Source organism: Brevibacillus sp. Leaf182, assembly GCF_001423865.2.
Taxonomy (GTDB): Bacteria; Bacillota; Bacilli; order Brevibacillales; family Brevibacillaceae; genus Brevibacillus; species Brevibacillus brevis_C.
Window position 1 is genome coordinate 302,407 of the sequence record NZ_LMPN02000023.1, and the last position, 22,558, is coordinate 324,964.

Sequence of the window (22,558 nt, forward strand, 5' to 3'; positions counted from 1 at the left end):
GATTAAAGATAGTAGTTTTGTAACGAGAGGGGTCGAATTCCTTGAGTCATTTTGTGTTGATTGATGGAAACAGTGTTGCGAACCGGGCGTTTTATGCGCTCCCTTTATTGTCCACATCGGCAGGACTGCATACGAACGCAGTGCTGGGCTTTACGACTATGCTGTTAAAAGTGTTGGAGGAAATGAAGCCGACGCATATCATGGTTGCTTTTGACGCGGGAAAAGTCGTGTTTCGCCATAGCGAGTATGCAGAGTACAAAGGGGGACGCAGCAAAACTCCGCCGGAGCTGTCTGAACAGTTTCCACTGATTCGGGAGCTGTTGGATGCCTTCTCAATCAAACGCTTCGAGCTGGAAGGCTACGAGGCGGATGACATTATCGGTACGTTGACGAAGCAGGCTGATGAGCAGGCTTGGAAAACGACTGTCATTACCGGAGACAAAGATATGCTCCAGCTCGTGTCTGAGCATGTATCCGTCGCTTTGACGCGCAAGGGTGTCAGCGAAATCGAGCTGTACACTCCGCAAGAAATTAACGAAAAGTACGGCCTTAAGCCGCTGCAAATAATTGATCTGAAAGGCTTGATGGGCGATTCGTCCGACAACATTCCAGGTGTCCCAGGTGTCGGGGAAAAAACAGCGCTGAAGCTGCTGCACGAATACGGCTCTGTCGAGCAAGTACTGGAAAACATCGATAAAATCTCGGGCAAAAAGCTGCAAGAGAACCTGCGTGAGAATGTAGACAAGGCAAACATGAGTAAAGCCTTGGCAACCATTTTGCGTGAAGCGCCAGTGGAGCTGGATGTGCAAGAAACTGGCTATGAAGGCTATGATGGTGTACCTCTTAGCGAATTCTTTAAAAAGATGGAGTTCAAATCGCTCTTGTCCAAGATCAAAGTGGTACAGCCAGCAGATGGAAGCGGACAAGCAGACGCCAAGCCGTTTTCGTTTGAGATGATTTCAGAGGAAAACAAAGCGGCGTACGAGTCCAAGCTGACTTCTCCAATGGCTCTTTACATCGAAATGGATGGGGAAAACTATCACCATGCGCCATTCCTCGGAATTGGACTGGCTGCGGAAGATACGGTGATGTTCGTTCCGTGGGATGTAGCCAAGGAGTGGAAGGTGCTCTGTGAGTGGCTGGCTGATCCGGCGAAGGAGAAGTGGGTATTTGACGGCAAGCGAGATACGGTTGGAACAGCTTGGCATGATTTGACGATAAAAGGCATCAGTTTTGATGTGTACCTCGCTTCTTACCTGCTGAATGCGGCTGAGAGCAACCCGACCCTGGACAGCATTGCGGCCCAATACGCACAGACACGGGTACTGTCAGATGAAGAGGTATACGGAAAGGGTGCCAAACGTCTTGTTCCTGAAATGGACGTGCTGAGCGAGCATGTGGCACATAAAGCGGCAGCCATCTGGCAGAGCGTGCCTGTACTGCGCGAGCAGTTGGCGGAAAACGAAATGGAAAAGCTGCTCGGCGAATTGGAAGCCCCGCTGAGTATGGTACTGGCTCTCATGGAAAAGCAAGGCGTGAAGGTAAACAGTGAGCGCCTCGTGCAAATGGGGGAAGACTTGGACCAAAAGCTCGCGGGTCTGACAGATCAGATTTACGAGCTGGCGGGTGGGGCATTCAACATCAACTCGCCGAAGCAATTGGGTGAAATCTTGTTTGACCGCTTGTCTCTGCCTGTACTGAAAAAGACCAAAACAGGACCTTCGACCAGTGCAGATGTATTGGAGAAACTCGCCCCGTACCATCCGATCATCGATGCGATTCTGACCTTCCGTCAGCTCGGCAAGCTCCGCTCTACGTATATTGAGGGCTTGACCAAGGAAATCCATACGAAGACGAGCAAGGTGCATACGCTTTACAACCAAGCGACTACGGCGACAGGGCGCCTGTCCAGTACGGACCCGAATCTGCAAAATATCCCGATCCGCATGGAAGAAGGACGCAAGATTCGCGAGGCGTTTATCCCGTCAGAGGACGGCTGGTACATGCTGGCGGCCGACTATTCCCAGATTGAGCTGCGGATTTTGGCCCACATTTCGCAAGACGAAAATTTGATTGACGCCTTCCAAAAAGGAATGGATATTCATACCCGCACCGCTATGGACGTATTTGGTGTGAGTGAGGAAGCAGTGACCTCGCTGATGCGCCGTCAGGCCAAAGCGGTCAACTTCGGGATCGTATATGGCATCAGCGATTACGGTCTGTCGCAAAACCTCAATATTACCCGTAAAGAAGCCGGGGACTTCATTGAACGTTACTTTGATGTCTTCTCCGGTGTGAAGCGTTGGATGGACGAGATTGTCCAACAGGCGAAGGCGGATGGCTATGTGACGACCTTGTTGAACCGCCGTCGCTACCTGCCTGATATTCGCAGCAGCAACTTCAACCTGCGTTCGTTTGCCGAGCGTACTGCAATGAACACGCCGATCCAGGGTACTGCTGCCGATGTGATCAAGCTGGCGATGATTCGCATGCAGGAGGCAATCGAGGAGAAAGGTCTCGCTAGCCGCATGCTTTTGCAGGTGCACGATGAGCTTGTATTTGAAGTGCCAGAAAATGAGCTGGAAGTCATGCGCAAGCTGGTACCAGAAGTGATGGAGAGTGCGCTGTCCCTCAATGTGCCACTCAAGGTGGACGTCAGTGACGGACGTACCTGGTACGATGCGAAGTAGGCATGCCTAGAACATAAAGATGGATAGACAACGAGAGGAGGAGGGCATATGCCAGAATTGCCGGAGGTAGAAACCGTCGTACGGACTCTGCGTGGCTTGGTTATGGGAAAAACGATAGAGAAAGTAAGTGTTCATTTGGCGCGTATTGTGCGTCAGCCAGATGACGTGGAAGCTTTCAAATCTCTCTTGGTGGGACAAACCATTCAGGATATCCAACGGCGGGCAAAATTCATTCAGTTTTTCCTAAACGAGGATGTGCTCGTGTCCCATCTGCGTATGGAAGGGCGCTATGGCGTGTATCAAGCGGATGATCCCGTTGAGAAGCATACCCATGTCGTCTTCCATTTTACGGATGGATCGGAGCTGCGTTATCGGGATGTTCGCCAGTTCGGGACGATGGATTTGTTCCCCAAGGGGAAGGAAACAACCGTCGGACCTTTGGCAAAACTGGGGGTAGAACCGCTAGATAAAAGTTTCACTCCTGAAGTTTTGGGGAAATTGTTAAAAGGACGGCCAACAAAAATTAAGCCGCTTCTCCTAAACCAGGAATGTATTGTAGGACTGGGGAATATTTATGTGGACGAGTCACTCTTTAAAGCAGGCATTCATCCGGAGAAACCAGCAGGAAAGCTGACAGATAAAGAAGTTGTCCGACTGCACGAAAGCATCGTCTCTACTTTGCAAGAAGCGGTAGAACAAGGTGGTAGCTCCATCAAGTCGTATGTGAACGGACAAGGCGAGATGGGCATGTTCCAGCAATCTCTATTGGTTTATGGACGAAAAGACGAGTCGTGTACCAAGTGCGGGGCCGAAATCATTCGGTTTGTAGTCGGCGGCAGAGGGACGCATATTTGCCCGGACTGCCAAAAGTTATCGTAGTTCGACCAAGGGAGGAGGATGGGCATGATACTAGGGTTAACAGGCGGAATTGCCACTGGGAAAAGCACAGTGACAGGTATGCTTCGAGAGCGCGGAATTCCTGTCATTGACGCTGACCAAATCGCCAGAGAGGTCGTAGAACCAGGTAAACTGGCCTATGAAGCGATCGTGCGCCATTTTGGAAGAGAAATCCTATTGGAAGATGGTCAAATTGATCGGAAAAAACTAGGTGAAATCGTGTTTTCGGACGAGTCCGAGCGTCAAAAGCTGAACGCCATCGTCCATCCCGAGGTACGCCGCGTCATGCGGGAAGAGGCCGAAGCAGCGGAAGCGAATGGAGCCGAGATCGTCTTTATGGACATCCCTCTGCTGTATGAAAGCAAGCTTACACATATGGTAGAAAAAATCGTGGTCGTCTATGCGCCCTACGAGATGCAATTGGCGAGAATGCTGGAGCGCGACGAATTGGAAGAAGAACAGGCACGAAAAAGACTGCGGGCGCAGTTTCCCATTGATCAAAAGAAGCAAGGCGCAGACTTTTTGATCGATAATTCTGGTTCGCGTGAAGAAACCGAGCGTCAAGTGGAGGCCGTATTGGCCGCGATTCGATCGGAGCGTCAATCATGAGTTTTGGCAAACGTGCAGCATTGATCCTGCTCGTTTTGGCGAGTGTATTTCTGCTGCTAAACACGCCAGTGGTGTGGAAATGGATGTACCCGATCAAATATGAGCAACAGATTGTGACTACTGCACTAAAATATGAGGTGGACCCTCATTTGGTATTGGCCGTCATTCGTTCCGAGAGTGGGTTTGCGACAGATCGCGTATCGAAAAAAGGTGCGGTCGGGCTCATGCAAATTATGCCGGATACAGCGCAGTGGATCGTCAAGGAGGCTGGCTTCCGTCCAAAGGACAGCGAATACTTGTACGACCCTGTCATGAACATCGAGATTGGGACATGGTATCTCGATTTTTTGCTGTCCCGCTATGATGGCGATATCGTCAAAGTCATTGCCGCCTACAATGCCGGTCCGGGCAAAGTGAACGGATGGCTTGCGAGTGAGCAATGGAACGGATCTCGAGACACAATTGAGGACATTCCATATGGGGAGACCCGTCAATATGTCCAGCGAGTGCTCTATTATCATGATCGTTACAAAAATATATACGACTTTCAATTACGTTAAAAATCATGAAAAGCCGCTTTCTTACTGATAAGAGAGCGGCTTTTTCCTCTTTTTTTGGGTAGGGTAAATCGTCCAAATATTTATTTTTCAGTAAAACACATTGATAATTGTGTCATACTTATTATAATAAAAGTATCAGATAAGCGTAACTCAATTCGAAAGGGGTTTCTATATATGACAATTAAAATCGGTATTAATGGTTTCGGACGAATTGGCCGCATGGTATTCCGCCGCGCTATCCAGGACCCCAACATTGAAATCGTTGCAATCAACGCCAGCTATCCAGCGGAGACGCTTGCACATTTGTTGAAATATGACACGATCCACGGACGCCTGCAAAATAAAATAGAAGTCCAAGACAACAAGATTATCGTAGATGGAAAAGCAACAGTTGTCCTGTCTGACCGTGATCCGCTGAAGCTGCCTTGGGGTGACCTCGGAGTAGAAATCGTTGTAGAAGCTACAGGCAAGTTCAACAATCGCGAAGGCGCTGGCAAGCACCTGCAAAGCGGTGCGAAAAAAGTTGTCATTACAGCACCAGCCAAAGAAGAAGACGTGACAATCGTAATGGGTGTAAACGAAGGCACCTACGACCATGCGAATCACCACATTATCTCCAATGCTTCCTGCACGACCAACTGTCTCGCACCTGTGGCAAAAGTACTCAACGATGCATTCGGTATCGAACAAGGTCTCATGACTACCATTCACTCGTTTACAAACGATCAGGTGAATCTCGACAATCCGCATAAAGACCTTCGTCGTGCACGTGCAGCTAGCGAGTCCATCATTCCAACGACGACAGGAGCTGCTCGTGCAGTAGGAATCGTTCTGCCAGAATTGAATGGCAAGCTGAATGGATTTTCACTTCGCGTACCAACTCCAAACGTATCTGTAGTAGACTTGGTGATCAATACGAAGAAGCCTGTTACATTGGACGAAGTAAACCGTGTCCTGCGTGAAGCGAGCGAAGGCAGCATGAAAGGCTACCTCGAGTTCTGCGACGAGCCGCTCGTATCCAGCGATTTCAATGGCAACGACCACTCCTCGATCATCGACGGTCTGTCTACGATGGTAATGGGAGACAATCAGGTGAAAGTGATTGCTTGGTACGATAACGAGTGGGGCTACTCCTGCCGAGTCGTAGACTTGGTTCGCCACGTGTCCGAGCAGCACAATCAAGCTGCAACAAAAGAAGCAGCCGCTGTTGGTGTAAAATAAGTAGCATAAACAAAACCCCTTTGCCGAATTTCGAGCAAAGGGGTTTTTGGTTGCTTCGTATTTACGATGAGGTAGGAGATTCTTCTAATGAGTTCACGTTAAACAGATCATCATCTTCAAAGCCAACAATAAAAAGTCGGATGTTCGCCTTGAGATCGAGGTCATAAGGGCTAGGGACATCGTTTCCTCGGCCGTCCTTTAACACTCGTACAGTGGGACGATGCGAATAGTCTGGGTCAACCCGACTCACTACCCCGACTTCTCCGGTATTCAAAACGACGCTGCTTCCAATCGGGAAGATAGCAATATGCTTGATAAAGGCATTTACGAGATGATGCTCGAACAGCGTACCGCCAGAGCCTAGTAGGTACTCGACAGCATCTTGTGGCATGTACCGCTTGCGCCATGGACGTGGGGAAGTCAATGAGTCATAAATATCACAGAGACCGACGATTTGTGCAAATTCGTGAATTTGTTTGCCGGATAATCCCTGTGGATAGCCGCTTCCATTTAGCCGTTCATGGTGCTGCAAGCAGACGTGTGCTGACAAAAGCGAGATGTCATGCTGCTTTCGCAACAAATTAAAGCCAAGCATCGTGTGCTGTTTGGCGATTTCCTTCTCTTCGTCTGTCCAACGCTCTGTTTTTAGCAACAGCTCTTCAGGCAGGCTCACTTTGCCGATATCGTGCAGCATGGCGCCTACCCCTAAGTTTATGAGCTGTGTGCGATTGTAGCCCAGAGACATGCCCACAGCAGTCGCCAGCACAGCCACATTCACGGAGTGATGGTATAGGGATGGCGAATGAGAAGAGATCGTCGTCAAATGTCCAACCATTTGCTTGTTTTGCATCAGGTCGTCCAAAATAGAACTAAAGGCACGCTGAAAATGAAGGCCCATTTCTTTTAAGGAAATTTTCCGGGCCAGCTTGTTTGAGTTTGTAATTTGTTTGATCGTCTTCTCGATGGCTTCCACAGCTACTTGTCTGGTTTGCGGGCGAATTACTTCTTCCACAACGATGTCATTGGTGCGGGGATCATCGATATACACCGAATCAACACCAGCTCGCTCTAATCCGGAGATGAGTCGCTCCGTTAATTGCATACCGGTTCCAAGTAGCACCTTTCCATCATCTGTGAAGACCGTACGTCCCAATTTCATTCCTGGCTGTAGGTGCTTTAAAGATACTAAACGCATGACTATCCCTCCAACAGTACCATAATTGTACTCCATTCGACTTATGCTTTAAATAGGTACAAGGATTGACTTGACTTCTGACAGGAATATGAGGGACACTGTAGACAAGTATTGTCAGTATTGGAGTTGATTCTGATATGCGTTGTCCATTTTGCGAATATAATGGGACCAGAGTCCTGGATTCACGTCCTTTCAATCATAATAAATCCATTCGTCGTCGCCGTGAGTGCGAAGCCTGCGAGCGCCGTTTTACTACCTTTGAAATGGTAGAAGAAACACCTTTGTTAATTGTAAAAAAGGACGGAACACGCGAGGAATTCAGTCGAGACAAGATATTGCGTGGGTTGGTGCGTGCTTGCGAAAAGCGACCTGTACCGTTGGAAGTGCTTGAAAATGTAGTGAACGACATTGAAAAAGAACTGCGTAGCTGCGGGCAAGCAGAGATCCCGAGCAATGACGTTGGGGAGAAGGTCATGGAGCGTTTATACCATGTCGATGAGGTCGCCTATGTGCGATTCGCCTCTGTATACCGTCAATTCAAAGATATCAATGTATTTATGAAAGAGCTGGAAGAGCTATTGGCACAAGCGCGAAGCAGCTCGTTTCCAAAAGAATAGATAAGCTTTTTCTACCAGACTCGCACCTTCTCTCTCGCTCTTGCGGCCAATCCGCCAGGGCTTCTTTGGCTTTCCAACTGATTTTTCCGCGAATGAATGGGGAGTCGTGCTATAATAAAAGAATCGAATTTTGTCAGGAAGGAAAGATCTGATGCGTCGTTTAGTTTGGAACGAGTTGTTGCCGAAGGATCGTTATCTGGTGCGGATGGCAAGACCGATTGGCTTTGCCGAAATGGGCTTTGTTACGCAGCTATATTTGCCGATCATCGGTGTCGAATCGTACGCTCTCTACCAACTGCTCGTCCATGGCGTGCAGGAAGTGAGCGGAGCCTCCTCGGAGGGGACCCATCGCAGTTTGATGCTGACGACTTCGCTTTCTCTGGATCGGCTATTGGATGCGCGTGAACGTCTGGAGGCTATCGGGCTAGTCGAGGTGCGCCGCAGGGAAAATCAGCAGCGTGACTATTATTACGAGTATTTGATCAAACCGCCGCTTAGTCCGGCTGAGTTTTTTGCAGACTATGTGCTGTCGTTGATGTTGTTAAACAAAATCGAAAACGTTCGTTATTCGCAATTGCGCCAGCATTATGCAGATACGCTTGGCAGTCAGTTGGATCAAGAATACTCCATTGTGGAAAACGTCACGAAAGACTTCCATGATGTGTTCCAGTCGTTGAAACCATCTGAGCTGGAAGTGAAAAAAGGATCGGAGCGCGACCAGTTTTTAACCGAGATGGACACCAGCTTCCCGCAAGCTCCGATGAAATCTGGCTACGAGGCACAAGTCAACCATTCGTTGAGTGTATCTTCACTGCGCCTGTACTTGCCGGATAATGCCGACTCGGTCAAAGTTTTGGAAGGCAAGAGCATGGAGCTGTTGTTCTCGCTTTGCCATTTCTATCAGTTGGACAGTTGGGGGATGGGGCAGGAGCTGCGTGATTGGACGCTATACAAATCGGATCGGAGTTTGGACGGAGAAGTTTTGCGCAAGCGTTTGGTACAACGCTACACAGAAGACAAGCTGTACCGAACGACGCCTGCAACGGACACGACAGGGGATGGCTTTGGACCTGGTCGCTTGCCAGAGCCAGGCAGTGAAGCCTTTATCCGTGCTTGTCGCCAGTTATCTCCGGTGACCCTGCTGGAAAAAGTCGTCGGTGGCAGAATCAGCAAGGTGTTTTTGGAACGGGCTGAAACGCTTGTTTTTGCGGATGGGATGCAGCCGGAAGTCGTCAATGCGCTGCTGCTCCATACGCTAGCCAGCATGCAAATGGAGCTGCCAAAAGCGTACATGGAGACGATTCGTGATAGCTGGAAAGCGAAGCGGATCGCGACAGTTGACGAGGCAGTCAAGCAGATCCTCGAACGTGCGGATCAACGGGCACAAACAGCCGAGAAGGCTAAAACGGGCAAGAAGGAATCTGCCCCTGTCAGACGAAACGGTAGAGCTATCTTGCAGGACAAGCTGCCAGCTTCTGTCGAGTGGCAGTTGTCGCAGGAAAAAACCGCATCCGACGCTGAAAAGAAACAGTCCATTCAGGATTTTCCAGACTTGCAGAAAAGACTGGAAACCTTGCGAAAACGGAAATAAGGAGTGTGAGGGAACGTGGAATCTATCAGTGAGTTCATGCAAGAGCTCGCCAAACGAACGCCGCGTCAGTTGCTGACACCGGATCAGCAGTTAGATAAAATGTTCCGTTCGTCAGCCTATTTAAAAGCATTTCAACAAGAGCATCCCGAATTGACCAGGGACGATTACCTTCGCTCGCTCTCCAACATCTATACGGCAGTCAAGGAGCAGTATTGGTGTGAGCGTTGTCCGGGTCTTGGCGAATGCCCGAATTTGGTCAAGGGACATAGCACGCAATTGGAGCTGGCACACCAACATATTATCAGCTCGATGACGCCCTGTTCCAAGCAACTGTCGCACGAGGAAGAGATTCGCCGCCGCCGACTGATGCGCAGCTATTACGTATCCGAAGAGACCTTGAACGCGAGCTTTGAGGGCTTGGTCATTGACTCCGGGAATTTTGCTACTGTAGATGCCGCGATTCAGTTCTGTGAAAAAGTCGGAACAGGCGAGCGGGTAAAAGGACTTTATCTGCACGGTCCGTTTGGGGTTGGAAAAAGCTACATCATGGGAGCGATCGGTCGTGAGCTCTCGGAGCGCAACGTCGCTTCCTTGCTGGTTTATGTGCCTGACTTTATCCGGGAGATGAAGGATTCCATCTCGGATCAATCGTACGCGGGCAAGCTGGAGCTGCTGAAAGAAGTACCGGTACTGATCCTCGATGATATCGGCGCGGAGAACTTGACGCCATGGGTTCGTGACGAGATTTTGGGGGTTATATTGAATCAGCGGGCAAACAACCATTTGCCTACGCTGTTTACTTCGAATTACTCACTGAGTGAACTGCAAGAGCATTTGTCTATCTCCAACGGAAATCGGATCGAACAAACAAAAGCGGCTCGCATCATGGAGCGAATCCGCCATTTTGTCGACGTTTATGAAATTTTACGCGAGAACCACCGTTCCTAGTACTTGTGTAAAGAGGCGAGAGAGCTCCCAATACGTGAGGGCGAGTACTTCTCTCGCCTTATGATACGGTCCAAACAGGACGTGTGACGTAGTCCCTACAGGTGAGGCGACAATTCCCAGTGAATCAGCCATGACCATTGCACGGGCCAAATGATAGTCGTGGCTGATGATCAGGGCGTCTTGAATATGATGTTCCTCCAAGATCTGCTGGCCGTACAGCAGGTTTTCGTATGTGCTGGTAGACTTGCTTTCTAGCAAAATATCCTCTTCGGGAATTCCTTTGGCCACCAAGTAATTTCTGCTTACAGCAGCTTCCGTGATCGTTTTGCCTTCACCGAGGCCGCCTGTGACCAATAGCTTTGATACATAGCCTTCTTCATACAGGGTCACCGCCTGTTCGAGACGTTCGCGCAGACCAGGACTAGGTCCCTCACCCCAGACTGCTGCACCGAGGACAATGCCAACGGTTGCGTGTCGTGCGTTGGCTTTCTCAATCGTCTGTTCGATACGATACCAGTTGTAGCCCGACCATATCAGACCGAGCAGCATGATACTCCCCAACACTATCCATATCCCGCGCCAGCAAGGACGCTGTGCGTTTATCGTTCGATTTTTCATTCTTTGAATTCTCCCTCGTAGTTGCTCTCTTTATTTAGACGTTTGAAATAAGGTCTAGTTACAAAGCTCGACATATGCCTGACACGAAAAACTAGTAAATTGTTACTTGCTCTTTGCCGATATAGTAATGGTGGAATGGTTTCGAAGAACAGCAAATTTCATACTTGCGAGGGAGGCTAGTTAATGTTCTGGAAAAAAACGATGCTCTTGTTTCTGGCCGTCCTGCTATTAGTGGGGACTGGGAACGCAGGGGTAGGATTGGCTGCCGATGAAATCAGCCGACTCGTTCTGTCAAAGAATGAGGTAACATTGGAAAATGGAGATTCTACCAAGCTGACGGCTACCGCTATTTATGTGAGCGGAAAAACGGAAGACGTCACCGTCAAGACAGAATGGACCACGCAAAATGCGGATGTCGCCTCTGTATATGCGGGGCAGATTACAGCCAAATCGGTAGGGAAATCGACCGTAACGGCTACGTACATGGGTAAGCCTGTTGTAGTAGGTGTAACCGTAACGAAAAAGGTAAAGGCACTGACAACAGAAGATCAATCATTGAACGTACGGATCGGCAACACGGAAAACGTAAAGCTGACAGCTGTATACAGCGATGGGACAACAGAAGACGTAACGACCCAAGCAGACTGGTCCATCGATAATCCGGCGATTGCGACTGTAGTCAACGGTGCAATCAAAGGTTTGAATTCAGGAACTGGTACCGTGACAGCGAAGTTTGGCAGCCAGACGACAACGATCTCTGTGAACGTCGAGATCGCCCACAGACTGGAGCCAAACAAAAACCAGGTTTCACTCTTGCTGAACGGGGAAGAAACAATCAAGCTCAAGGCCATTTTCCCGGATGGAAGTGTAACGGAAGACGTTTCCGACAAGGCTGAATGGTCTTCAGACAATACTGCTGTAGCCGATGCGCTCAAAGGCACAATCAAGGCTTATGGCGCGGGTACCGCAACCATTACGGCGAAGTATGGAACAAAAACAGCGACGATCAAAGTCGATGTGGATACAACGCAAAAGCTGGAACTCAGCAAGCAAAACATTTTCATGAATGTGGGCAAGGCAGAAGACATCGAGCTGAAAGCAACTTATGCTAATGGCGGTGCTTCCACAGTTGTGAATGACAAGGCTGAATGGTCCTCCGATCGCGAGGACGTTGCGTACTACAGCAACGGGAAAATCCACGCGGTGAAGTCCGGTGAAGCGGTTATTACTGCGAAATACGGAAACAAATCCGTTCAGGTACGCGTAGATGTAGAAGTACCTCGTTCCTTGTATATCGTTCCAGCTTTCCTGACGATGAAAAGCGGATCAACGAAAGACGTAGTTGTAAATGCGTCCTTCGCAAACGGAACAAGTGAAGATATCACTTCAAAAGTAGAGTGGTCTTCGGATAATGCAGATGTCGTATTTGCAAGCGGTAAGACGGTATCCGCCTACAAGGCTGGAACGGCGAATGTAACCGCTAAATACGGCGGGAAAACAGCGACACTGGTTGTCGATGTAGATGTACCGCAAAACTTGTCCGCAGATATCACGACAGTAGCGATCCCGGTGGGCGGCGCGAAGCAAGTGAAGGTAACGGCTTCGTATCCAGATGGAAGCACGCCTGCTGAAGATGTCACACAAAAAGTTGTTTGGTCATCCAGTGCACCGAACGTAGCAAGCGTGCGTCAAGGCTTGATCACAGGTGTGTCGACAGGTGCAGCGACAGTAACAGCTACATACGGAACACGCACAGTAAACATTTCCGTATCGGTTGGCGTCATGCAGACATTGACGGTAGACAAGAAAAAAATCGTGCTTGGCAATGGCAAGTCCGAAACTGTTAAGCTGACAGCAGCTTACGCAGATGGAACGACCAAGGATGTAACAGATACAGCGACATGGAGCTCGGCTTCTGCTGCTGTAGCAGAGGTAATGAACGGGAAGATCACAGCGACAGGAGCAGGGAAAACGACCATAACAGGTACCTTCGATGGCAAATCGGTTACGATTGCGGTAGAAGTAGACCAAGCGACGAATCTTTCCGTTGATCCTCGCCTGCTGATCCTGAACGTCAACGAATCAAAAGAGATCAAGCTGAGCGCAACAGACTCCGCTGGCAATTCGGACAATGTGACCAGCGATGCAGAATGGTCCTCGTCCTCGGTTAAAGTAGCAGATGTGGTAAACGGACGCGTAACTGGTCTCTCAAACGGACGTGCGACGATCACCGCGAAATACGGCGGCAAATCGATCAGCATCCCGGTAGAAGTCGGAATCGTGAGCAAGCTGGAAGCCAACAAGCGTTATGTATCTACGAAGTCGAACAGCAACGTACAAGTAACCTTGACAGCTACCTTCTCCGATGGCCGCACCATGGATGTTACCTCCATGGCTGACTGGAAGACAAGCAACTACAAAGTAGCAGACGTAACCAAAGGCCTCATCACAGGACGTACCTACGGAAAAGCAACGGTTACAGCGAGATACAACGACAAAAGCGTATCGATCCCAGTCGATGTTGATACATTGAAATACTTGAAGACAGATGTCGTCCAACTCGTGATGAGCAAGGGCGAAGTGAAACAAGTGAACGCCATCGCTACGTATGCAGATGGCTCTGAGCAAAATGTCACTAAGCCAGCTCTCTGGACCACTTCTCGTCTGTTGGTAGCCGATGTGAAAGACGGCGTGATCAAGGCGACAGGGTCGGGTAAAGCGACGATTTATGTGCAATATGGTGGGAAGAAGACACCGATTGTGGTGACGGTGAGATAGTGGATTGATAGGGAAAAGAGGGAAGCCAACCGGTGGAGATCGGTTGGCTTTTTTTCGTGGTTTTTTCAGTTGGGACGGGGATTTATCAGATTTTTTCGCTTGCAGTGTACGGCGGGCGTATGCTATACTGATTTCACTGAGGCGGTATACGCTGGAAGTACTATACATATGGGCCCTTAGCTCAGCTGGGAGAGCGCTACACTGGCAGTGTAGAGGTCGTCGGTTCGATCCCGATAGGGTCCACCATAAGAACAATTAAGGAAACGGCAGAGATGTCGTTTTTCTTTTTGAATATATGTTCCCGTACACGACAGTTGTGGAGTGCTGTGTGTTGTTGCTTAAGGAGTAGTGCTTAAAGGCACGTTTACCTAATATAGAGAACAGACTGCCCGAATTCTTTTGAGTTCGGGCTATATTTTTAGCTTAAACCAAATTATTGAACTGGAGCAAGGTGTTTAATCAGGCTTCAGCCCAACAAAAGAAATTGATGCTTCGCAAGATCATTGGGGGTATCGAAATCCGTAGGAACGGAATCAAGATTTAACTTCAAATTGCGGATCAGTCAGTTCATTGGTAGGATGGGGGGAGAGGTTGGCGGTCTGGTGGATTCGGATAAGGTGCTTGAGTAAGGTATATAGAACTAGATTGAGATGAGGCTCCTGCTTATAGAAGGTGGTCTTTTTGTTTGTTAAATTTGGAAATAATTTCTGGAATTTGAAATAGGAATAGGCTATTATTACTATAGATATCTTATTTAATCTAGATAATGTGATCGTATAGTTCCAGATGGCTAAGGCTCTTTAAGTGCATTGATTCCTATTCTTTACATGACTTTATAGGTGCTATGGTCGTGGCGTTGTCATATTGTCATCCCCTGCAATCAGAAGCTAAATTTTTAAACTCCCTGTCACGGTGATATGGAACCATTGTACCATAAAAGCGTCCTTTTTCACATCTGCACGATATGATCTCTTGGTTAACTAATCAACCCGTATGCAAATGAAGTGCTTCTGTTTACATATAAAACCATTGCTTTTCTTGATCTGATCGATTCTATGTCTGCAAACCACGAATCTGCATTTCTTTAGCTTGAACTTTCTTGTGCCAAGTTTTCAGTTCTTGTGAGTTTAAATTAAGCGAAATTTGCTCCCTAGCAATTGAATATTGCACTCTGGAAAGAATATTACAATTCCACATGAGGAGAAAAATATGATTCCAGTACAACATAACAATAGATATTTTTATCATTTTACACACATTGAAAATCTAGGGTCAATAATAGAAAATGGTCTAATTTCAACAAATGAAAAGAAGAGAAGAAAGATTACACATGTAAACGTAGCTAATGAAGAAATACAGGAACGAAGAAGTAACTCTAATGTTCCTTGTCACCCGTATGGATCTATACATGATTATGTTCCATTCTATTTTGCGGTTAGAAATCCGATGCTTCTCTCAGTTTTGAATAGAAAGAATATCGATCAGCCTCTTGTAATATTTATTGCTGTATCAGTCAACAAACTAATGGAGCATAATGTGGTTTTTACTGATGCAGCAGCGAACACCGAACTACTCCCTAACTTCTATAGCGATCCGAAAAATCTGGATAAACTGAATTGGAAATTGATTGATAGTAAGAGTTGGGGAAGCGGTACTAAGGGAGAAACGCAAGCAAGAATGGCAGAGGTATTAGTTTTAAATAATGTTCCATTAGAGTGGATAGATAGCTTTATTGTCTTCAATGAACTTTGTAAGGAGAAAATATTAAAACTTTTTAAGGATAATGACTTAAAACCACCTAAGATTAGTTATTCACCTTTTTTCTATTATACGAAATTCTTTTTTAAAGATAGAAAGTTATTTAAACATAGAAAAGATGAAACGCTTATCACAGGTCCACAGTTCTTAAAAGCCCATTTCGAACATATTACCAAGAATATTATTAAAAAACGGTCTGCAGAAGAAGCAAGCAACCCATCGTTCTTAAATGTGAAGGATGCAATTGAAAAAATAAAAAGTAACTTTAGTATTATTCCTGAATTGGATGGTATACATCAATTAGAAACTGATAATAAAGTGCATAGCAATAAAGTTTGTGAGCACACTAGCGAGGTAGTAGAAAATTTAGACACAGTTAGTTTTTATAAAGATCTTAATTCAGTAGATCAGTTAATTGTGAAACTCGCGGCATATTTTCACGATATTGGTAAAGGTCCTCATTCAAAATGGAAGAATGGTATACAAAAAGCCTATGCTGATCATCCAGCTGATTCATTAAAGATGATGGAAAGAATACTAATCGATGAATTTCGGAAATTATCCGACTATGAAATTCGGAAAATATGTTTAATAGTCGCTTACCATGACTTGATTGGTGATATACTTGGACCAGAACAGGGAAGAAGTAAAAAAGAGCTAGTTGATCTTGGTGTAGATAAAAATGAGTTGTTTATGTTAATCGCGATATCATTGGCCGATATTAAGTCAATTGATACAAATTGGTTCTTTAATGTGAAAATGAAACTTCCTAGATTCATAAAGGATATTAGTAGGGAGATTGGACAATACTAGAGCTGAAACTGGTTTTTGTTTAATTATTAAGCTAATATAGGTGTGAATAATGTTAACAGTGTAGGTGTAATGGGTGATGGTGGTGCATTGACAATAAATATCCAGAACTTTCAAGGATTATGCACTCGCTTACAGAAATAAAGAAATTGCTCTGGATAAATTAAGTTTGGGTAATTAACCAGATGATGACAACACCGGTTGAAGTATTTTACCAAACTATTAGATTAATTTACTTACCGCTATTAAAGCAAATTGGTAATACTAATTTAGGGAAGTGCAAGTAATGATAACATTAAAACAAGGCGATCTTTTCGAATCAAATGCTGATGCTATAGTCAATACAGTTAACTGTGTAGGCGTAATGGGGAAGGGAGTAGCACTCGAGGTTAAAAAAAGATATCCTCACGTTTATTCTGAGTATAGAAAAGCATGTGATGCTGGAGTTATAAAACCAGGAGTTATACAATCTATTGCTACAGAAAATCTTTTTGGTCCGAAATACATTATAAATTTCCCCACTAAACGCCATTGGAAAACAAACTCAATTATAGAAGATATAGAAATAGGACTTATCACACTTGTAGACGAAATTAAAAAATTGAAACTCCAATCTATAGCTATTCCTCCGTTAGGATGTGGTAATGGAGGGTTAGATTGGGATGTCGTTAAGCCAAAAATAATAAATGCTCTTTCTGGACTTGATAATATCGACATTACAATTTTTGAGCCAAAAGATAAAACCAGTAGTAGCTCCAATAAGATTAAGAATAATAGCGAAATAAAACCTACATTAAATAAAGAAAGATATTTACTTTTGAGTTTACTTGGTTCATATACATCTGATAATTATGTAATAACCGTAAATGAAATTCAAAAATTAGCCTATCTAATGCAAGTACAAGGACAAAAACTAGGATTAGAGTTTATTCCTTCGAAGAACGGCCCCTTTTCCGAAAAGTTAAATTTGGTACTAAAAAAATTACAAGATCACTATTTGGAAGTATATTCTATTTCGAACAAAAAATCAGTGATTCGGATCAATAATGAGTACTTGTCTTTAGAAAAAATAGCAAATATTCAAAAGCAAATTGACGAAAATACTGCTTCAATAATTAACTTTATTCGTGGATATCGAAGTGAAATTGGGATGGAATTATTTTCTATCGTTTTATGGGAGACGTTGAAAATGTCAGAATCTGATGGGCATGAATATCTTTTGGAGAATATATCAAAATGGAACTCAACTCATCACTACATTTTTAAGAGTTCCGAAATTATTAGTTTGCACGAGAGAATAAAAAGTGAGATGTCAACTTTTGTGAATTACAAATGAATGATGAATGAGAATATAATTGGTTCCGTTTAAGCAATTCATCTCCTATTTACATAAAAGTGGGGATGTTGAATTTCTACTCTCTTCCTCGAACAACTTAACTCGTTTAGGGGAAGGCATGATAGATATAATCTCAAAGTGGTTATACCTAACAAAGAGGGGGGAATTTTAGCCTAAGTGGCAGAGATGCCGTTTTTTCTTTTTTGTAATATACCGCACTTCTGTGAAAAACGGAGCGAAAAGCTAGCCTCTCCCCGCTCCGTCTATCCTTCTTTCCACAAAATTACAAATTCATCAACCCCCGAAACGCTTTCATCCTCCCCCTACTAACAGGAATATCCGTCTGACTATCATCATTCATCTTAATCAAATACGTATTATTAAACCAAGGAATGATTTCTTTAATATGCTTCACATTCAAAATATAGTTCCGATGACTTCGAAAGAAAGAGCGGGACCGATTCAAAATCTCCTCCAGCTCATTTAAGGACAAATCGCACTTGTCGATACTCTCTTTTGTCGCAACATATAAATCTTTCTCCCGTACAAATGCAAAGTAAATCTGCCCTACAGGGATCGGGATGATTTTGTTGGTCTTCCTGATGCAGATATGCTCTTCCATCAGGGGAACTGTCGCGGTGCGGTCATTCATGACCGATCGGTTCCTCAGTGTCCTCACTTTTTGGATCACATCGTCCAATTTCGATTCCATGATCGGTTTGGTCAAATAGCCCACAGCCAGCGTGGAAAAAGCCTCCAGAGCGTGTTCATGATAGGCGGTCGAAAAAACGATCAATGGAGGATTGGACATCTGATTCAATGTTTTGGCAAATTCAAGCCCATTCATCCCGGGCATTTGAATATCTAGCATAAGCAAATCAGGCTCGGAATTGATCATATGAGGCAATGCTTCCAAGGGATTGGTATAGATTGCGTCCACCTGGATATCAATATATTTTTTCAGCAAATATTCCAATTCGGAACAAATGGCTGGCTCGTCATCAATGATGATCGTTTTCAGGAGCATCTGGATGCACTTCCTTTTCAAATACGGATAACGGAGCGACAAAGGATACTACTGTTCCCAAACCAGGCTGGCTTTGAATCGTGAGGCCATATTTTTTGCCATAAATGGATTGCAGCCGTGAATGGACATTGACAAGGCCGATCCCTTTCGATTGGCTGTTCCAGATATCGGCCAAACGCTCTTCACTGATTCCAACTCCATTGTCTTCAATGCTGATTTTCACTTCATGGTCGTACGGTTCCACTCTAATCGTGAGCAGACAGTCACTAACTTTTGGAGAAAGCCCATGGTGAATGGCATTTTCCACGATCGGCTGCAAAGTCAGGACAGGCAATTTGCGTTCCAGCAGAGATTCGTCGATCTCCATGTTCACCTTTAATCGGTTGCTAAATCTGACCTTCTCGATTTCCAAATACGACTTGATTCCGTCCAGTTCTTCCTGCAAGCTGTGATGATTTCCCTTGCTTTTCAAATTGCGCCTGAAGATGTCGCTTAAATGACCGATCAAGTTTCTCGCCTGATCAGGGTCTGTACGACAATAGGACATAATCGTCCCCAAGGTGTTGAACAGAAAATGCGGATTGATTTGTGCTTGCAGGGCGCTCACCTCAGCTTGCTTCCGCATTTTCGCTTGATGCTCGATCTCCGCCAGTTCAATTTGGACCGACAGCAGCTTAGCGAGGCCGTCCACTAGCTTCTCGTTGGTCTGGGACGTCTTGGAGGAAGAGGTTTTATAGTAGAATTGCAACGTCCCGATTTTCTGGTTTTGATGATACAACGATGCGGCGCTGATCGATTTTAGGCGAGGCGGACGCGGAAGAGCAAAATCTTTATCGCACCATACCCCTGTAGGGTGGGTCAAAACAGCCTCCGCTACTTGTGCGCACAGCGTCTCTTTCTGCAAATGTTTCTCCAGTTCATGGCCTTTTGCACTGAGCAGCTTTTCGCGATCGGTAATGGCGACTGCATCCACCCTGGCCATTTCACGGATCAGTTCGGCGGTTTTTTTCGCAGAGTGTTCATTTAGCCCTGTCCGCAGATGAGGCAACGTCTGGCTTGCAATCGACAAGGCCAGGTCTGCCCCCAATGCGCCGGATTGGTCTTGCATCATTTTGAGATTTTGGAAAACGCGCGTGAAAAGCAACAGTCCTGCAATGGTCATAATCGTAGTCGGGATCGCGATTTTTACTTCCAGTTCGAGTGCCGCAGAAAAAGGCTTGGCCATGAGAAGCACCATAACTTTTTGAATGAGCTCGGCTGTAACGCCAATCAGTACGATATGCTGCCATTTCAATCGCAGCATATTCATTTTCGTACTTACGATCCCGGCCAAGTAGCCGTTCATTACGGTCGAGATGGCACAGGCGAATGCGGTAAATCCACCTAGCGAATAGCGATGAATACCTCCTATAAGGCCGGCAAAAAAACCGACGACAGGCCCCCCGATCAATCCGCCAGCGACGGCACCGACAATGCGCGTATTGGCGAGTGCGTCATTGACCCGTAGCCCATTCTCCGTTCCGATAACCGACAGGAACCCGAACAGCGTAGAGAGGATCACGATCCGCATCCAGTTGTTTTTCCCGTACACGATGTTCCGAAAGTAATCTAGTTGGCCGATGATAAGGGCGATGACTGCAATTACAGAGATGTTTTCAAGCAGTCCCAGAAGCATAGTGATTGTCATAACAGCCGCCTCCCTATGGAAAAGGGTAGCCCGATCCGGTCGAAAAATCAATGTAACTCAATTGGGTTTTTCGGCAGTTCGGATACTGTTTTTGCATATTCAGAAGTATTCAATAGATTCTAGCAAAACAAACAACTTAGAATAAAGACAGTTCTTCGAGAATCCATCCGGGTAAATATGTAAACCCTTTCAAAGCATTGTTTCATTTGTAAGCGGTTAAACGATCCCAATTGCGGATGGATTCGGGTCAAACATAAGGAGGGGGCAGCAATGAAGCCATCGAGTGATCGTGAAAATACGCGGCGAATCACAAGCAACATTTTTAAAGGTTCACTGGGGAACCTGATTGAATGGTACGACTGGTACGTATATGCAGCTTTTGCGGTGTATTTCTCGTCTCAGTTTTTTCCAAAAGGAGACGCTACCAGCCAGTTGCTGAATACTGCCGCTGTTTTTGCTATTGGATTTTTAATGAGACCGATCGGGAGCTTGCTCCTGGGCCGATACGCTGACCGTCATGGGCGCCGAGCCGCGTTGACGCTGTCTGTTACCATCATGGCAGGTGGTTCTCTGGTGATTGCAGTAACACCAAACTATGAAACCATCGGCGTGTTTGCTCCTATTATTCTCGTTCTTGCCCGCTTGCTCCAAGGTCTTTCGCTTGGCGGGGAATACGGAACATCTGCCACGTACCTGTCTGAGATGGCTGCTAGTGGTCGCCGAGGGTTCTATTCTAGCTTCCAGTACGTCACGCTGATCAGTGGACAATTGTTGGCATTGGGTGTGCAAATTATCCTGCAGCAAATACTCCCGGAAGAAGCCATGATGGCCTGGGGTTGGCGAATTCCTTTCATCATCGGAGCATTTGGCGCAGTAGCCGTGTTGTGGCTGCGTCGCAGTATGGACGAATCGGAGCAGTATACCAAAATGGAGTCGAAAAACAAAGAGAAGGCGGGTACGCTTCGAGAGCTGATGAAGCATCCGAAGGCAGTGCTGGCAGTCGTCGGCCTTACGCTCGGAGGAACTATCGCCTTTAACACCTATACGACCTATTTGCAAAAATTCATGGTGATTACGGTAGGAATGCCGAAAGAAGTAGTCAGCTGGATTAACTTTACCGCATTGCTCGTATTCGTCGTATTGCAGCCGCTTGCTGGTATGCTGTCCGACCGAATTGGACGGCGCCCGCTGTTGATTGGGTTCGGTATTCTTGGAACATTGTGGACCGTACCGATGTTTTTGCTCCTGGAACAAACAACTAGCCCATATGTCGCTTTCTTGCTGATGCTGTCTGGTCTTATCATTGTTACCGGCTATACGTCCATCAACGCGATCGTAAAAGCCGAGATGTTTCCTACCGCCATTCGCGCGCTGGGCGTAGGCTTTCCATACGGGGTGACCGTTGCGATCTTTGGAGGAACAGCGGAGTTCATCGCGCTATGGTTCAAAAGCATCGGAAACGAGTCTCTCTTCTATTACTATGTAGCAGCTTGTATTGCCATAAGCCTCCTCGTTTACTGGCGTATGGGTGAGTCGTCGAAAAACTCCCAGATCGAAGCTGAGCTGAATACTGCAAAGGACAAGCATGCTTCTAATCAATAGCTAGGGGAACTGACATTTCCAAACTTCGGTGCTAGTAGCGATTGCTTACTGAAAGATGCAAATCAACAACGATCCGTCAACTCGGTACAGAAGTAGATGTGCCGGGGGTCAGCGGTTCGATCCAACTATGCTTCACCATATAGAAGTCGCCAAACGCTTGGGTTTCCAAGCGTTTTTTTAACTGCAAATTGGACTATAGTCACTGTTAATCCTAAAAAATCGGAAAGATCAAGACTATGGGACTAGAAACCATAGTAACGAATCGCGGTGTGAAATCCTAAGACTTGAAGAGCTTTTTTTATATTTATCGTAGTTTATCTCCGCGTTCGATTTTGACCGATGTAAAGCGTATCTACACCTATATTCAAAGTAAACGACTATTGACCATCTCGTCTTCAGCAGATGGAGTCGAATCTCCACTGGGAGGATTGTATGAAATATATGATAGAAGTGCTGCAACGTTAGATTACATACAGTGAGGAAAACTTCTCCTGGATGAACGAGTGTGGCATAGAGGGGGCATATAGACATATTCTCCTTGCGTATGGTTCTTTGTATTTAGGAATAATCAGATAAAATATTCCTGAGTTTGATGTCTTACTTAAGGTTCCAGT

Annotated in this window: 16 protein-coding genes and 1 tRNA gene; 13 read left to right on the plus strand and 4 right to left on the minus strand. The window is 46.1% G+C overall.

The window, feature by feature from the left end; all coding sequences use genetic code 11:
• Positions 1 to 41: 41 nt before the first annotated feature.
• The 5 genes from polA to ASG16_RS14895 all read left to right on the plus strand — a co-directional run bounded on the left by polA (position 42) and on the right by ASG16_RS14895 (position 5,977).
• Entirely contained in the window at positions 42 to 2,690 is a 2,649-nt protein-coding gene (gene polA, locus ASG16_RS14875) for a DNA polymerase I (protein ID WP_056496733.1), read from the plus strand.
• Positions 2,691 to 2,738: 48 nt separating this feature from the next.
• Positions 2,739 to 3,569, plus strand: a complete 831-nt coding sequence (mutM, locus tag ASG16_RS14880) for a DNA-formamidopyrimidine glycosylase (protein WP_056496729.1) — start codon at positions 2,739 to 2,741, stop codon at positions 3,567 to 3,569.
• A gap of 18 nt (positions 3,570 to 3,587) precedes the next feature.
• Entirely contained in the window at positions 3,588 to 4,196 is a 609-nt protein-coding gene (coaE, locus tag ASG16_RS14885; RefSeq protein WP_048031720.1) for a dephospho-CoA kinase, read from the plus strand.
• The gene (locus tag ASG16_RS14890; protein ID WP_056496727.1) at positions 4,193 to 4,756 is read left to right on the plus strand and encodes a lytic transglycosylase domain-containing protein; all 564 of its coding nucleotides are present in this window, start codon (positions 4,193 to 4,195) and stop codon (positions 4,754 to 4,756) included. The genes coaE and ASG16_RS14890 overlap by 4 nt, the downstream gene beginning before the upstream one ends.
• A gap of 174 nt (positions 4,757 to 4,930) precedes the next feature.
• Complete coding sequence (locus tag ASG16_RS14895) at positions 4,931 to 5,977, plus strand: glyceraldehyde-3-phosphate dehydrogenase (protein WP_056496724.1); 1,047 nt, start codon at positions 4,931 to 4,933, stop codon at positions 5,975 to 5,977.
• 61 nt (positions 5,978 to 6,038) lie between these two features.
• On the opposite strand, the gene ASG16_RS14900 is transcribed toward ASG16_RS14895, so the two are convergent.
• Positions 6,039 to 7,172, minus strand: a complete 1,134-nt coding sequence (locus ASG16_RS14900; protein WP_048031723.1) for an HD-GYP domain-containing protein — start codon at positions 7,170 to 7,172, stop codon at positions 6,039 to 6,041.
• A gap of 137 nt (positions 7,173 to 7,309) precedes the next feature.
• Between ASG16_RS14900 and nrdR the strand changes: the two genes are divergently transcribed.
• From nrdR to dnaI, 3 genes are all read left to right on the plus strand, one after another.
• The gene (gene nrdR, locus ASG16_RS14905; RefSeq protein ID WP_048031724.1) at positions 7,310 to 7,789 is read left to right on the plus strand and encodes a transcriptional regulator NrdR; all 480 of its coding nucleotides are present in this window, start codon (positions 7,310 to 7,312) and stop codon (positions 7,787 to 7,789) included.
• Between the two features lie 151 nt (positions 7,790 to 7,940).
• Positions 7,941 to 9,380, plus strand: coding sequence for a replication initiation and membrane attachment family protein (locus ASG16_RS14910; RefSeq protein WP_056496721.1), 1,440 nt, complete (start codon positions 7,941 to 7,943; stop codon positions 9,378 to 9,380).
• Between the two features lie 15 nt (positions 9,381 to 9,395).
• Complete coding sequence (gene dnaI, locus ASG16_RS14915; protein ID WP_056496720.1) at positions 9,396 to 10,328, plus strand: primosomal protein DnaI; 933 nt, start codon at positions 9,396 to 9,398, stop codon at positions 10,326 to 10,328.
• Here the strand turns inward: dnaI and ASG16_RS14920 are convergent.
• Positions 10,305 to 10,946 carry a YdcF family protein gene (locus ASG16_RS14920; protein WP_056496717.1) on the minus strand — a complete coding sequence of 214 codons (642 nt, stop codon included), beginning with the start codon at positions 10,944 to 10,946 and terminating at the stop codon, positions 10,305 to 10,307. The genes dnaI and ASG16_RS14920 overlap by 24 nt on opposite strands.
• A 183-nt stretch (positions 10,947 to 11,129) precedes the next feature.
• On the opposite strand from ASG16_RS14920, the gene ASG16_RS14925 reads away from it, so the two are divergent.
• The 4 genes from ASG16_RS14925 (at position 11,130) to darG (ending at position 17,628) form a co-directional block, all read left to right on the plus strand.
• Positions 11,130 to 13,724, plus strand: coding sequence for an Ig-like domain-containing protein (locus ASG16_RS14925; protein WP_056496712.1), 2,595 nt, complete (start codon positions 11,130 to 11,132; stop codon positions 13,722 to 13,724).
• 170 nt (positions 13,725 to 13,894) lie between these two features.
• Positions 13,895 to 13,970, plus strand: a tRNA-Ala gene (locus ASG16_RS14930).
• Positions 13,971 to 14,933: 963 nt separating this feature from the next.
• Complete coding sequence (gene darT / locus ASG16_RS14935) at positions 14,934 to 16,295, plus strand: type II toxin-antitoxin system toxin DNA ADP-ribosyl transferase DarT (protein ID WP_056496709.1); 1,362 nt, start codon at positions 14,934 to 14,936, stop codon at positions 16,293 to 16,295.
• Positions 16,296 to 16,578: 283 nt separating this feature from the next.
• Positions 16,579 to 17,628 (plus strand): type II toxin-antitoxin system antitoxin DNA ADP-ribosyl glycohydrolase DarG, encoded by a 1,050-nt coding sequence (gene darG, locus ASG16_RS14940; protein ID WP_056496706.1) that lies wholly within the window; start codon positions 16,579 to 16,581, stop codon positions 17,626 to 17,628.
• A gap of 283 nt (positions 17,629 to 17,911) precedes the next feature.
• On the opposite strand, the gene ASG16_RS14945 is transcribed toward darG, so the two are convergent.
• A complete protein-coding gene (locus tag ASG16_RS14945) occupies positions 17,912 to 18,655 on the minus strand; it encodes a LytR/AlgR family response regulator transcription factor (protein ID WP_056496704.1) in 744 nt (247 codons plus the stop codon).
• Positions 18,630 to 20,342, minus strand: coding sequence for a LytS/YhcK type 5TM receptor domain-containing protein (locus ASG16_RS14950; protein WP_056496701.1), 1,713 nt, complete (start codon positions 20,340 to 20,342; stop codon positions 18,630 to 18,632). Before ASG16_RS14950 ends, ASG16_RS14945 begins: the two co-directional genes overlap by 26 nt.
• A gap of 270 nt (positions 20,343 to 20,612) precedes the next feature.
• On the opposite strand from ASG16_RS14950, the gene ASG16_RS14955 reads away from it, so the two are divergent.
• Positions 20,613 to 21,944: an MFS transporter gene (locus ASG16_RS14955; protein ID WP_056496698.1), complete on the plus strand. Its 1,332-nt coding sequence runs from the start codon at positions 20,613 to 20,615 to the stop codon at positions 21,942 to 21,944.
• Positions 21,945 to 22,558: the final 614 nt, after the last annotated feature.

Bases quoted from the DNA above. Each gene is read 5' to 3' on its own strand.
- mutM (WP_056496729.1), top strand. From the start codon at position 2,739: ATGCCAGAATTGCCGGAGGTAGAAACCGTCGTACGGACTCTGCGTGGC.
- ASG16_RS14925 (WP_056496712.1), top strand. From the start codon at position 11,130: ATGTTCTGGAAAAAAACGATGCTCTTGTTTCTGGCCGTCCTGCTATTA.
- ASG16_RS14890 (WP_056496727.1), top strand. From the start codon at position 4,193: ATGAGTTTTGGCAAACGTGCAGCATTGATCCTGCTCGTTTTGGCGAGT.
- ASG16_RS14910 (WP_056496721.1), top strand. From the start codon at position 7,941: ATGCGTCGTTTAGTTTGGAACGAGTTGTTGCCGAAGGATCGTTATCTG.
- ASG16_RS14895 (WP_056496724.1), top strand. From the start codon at position 4,931: ATGACAATTAAAATCGGTATTAATGGTTTCGGACGAATTGGCCGCATG.
- ASG16_RS14945 (WP_056496704.1), bottom strand. From the start codon at position 18,655: ATGCTCCTGAAAACGATCATCATTGATGACGAGCCAGCCATTTGTTCC.
- ASG16_RS14900 (WP_048031723.1), bottom strand. From the start codon at position 7,172: ATGCGTTTAGTATCTTTAAAGCACCTACAGCCAGGAATGAAATTGGGA.
- ASG16_RS14955 (WP_056496698.1), top strand. From the start codon at position 20,613: ATGAAGCCATCGAGTGATCGTGAAAATACGCGGCGAATCACAAGCAAC.
- ASG16_RS14920 (WP_056496717.1), bottom strand. From the start codon at position 10,946: ATGAAAAATCGAACGATAAACGCACAGCGTCCTTGCTGGCGCGGGATA.
- ASG16_RS14950 (WP_056496701.1), bottom strand. From the start codon at position 20,342: ATGACAATCACTATGCTTCTGGGACTGCTTGAAAACATCTCTGTAATT.
- nrdR (WP_048031724.1), top strand. From the start codon at position 7,310: ATGCGTTGTCCATTTTGCGAATATAATGGGACCAGAGTCCTGGATTCA.
- darG (WP_056496706.1), top strand. From the start codon at position 16,579: ATGATAACATTAAAACAAGGCGATCTTTTCGAATCAAATGCTGATGCT.
- darT (WP_056496709.1), top strand. From the start codon at position 14,934: ATGATTCCAGTACAACATAACAATAGATATTTTTATCATTTTACACAC.
- coaE (WP_048031720.1), top strand. From the start codon at position 3,588: ATGGGCATGATACTAGGGTTAACAGGCGGAATTGCCACTGGGAAAAGC.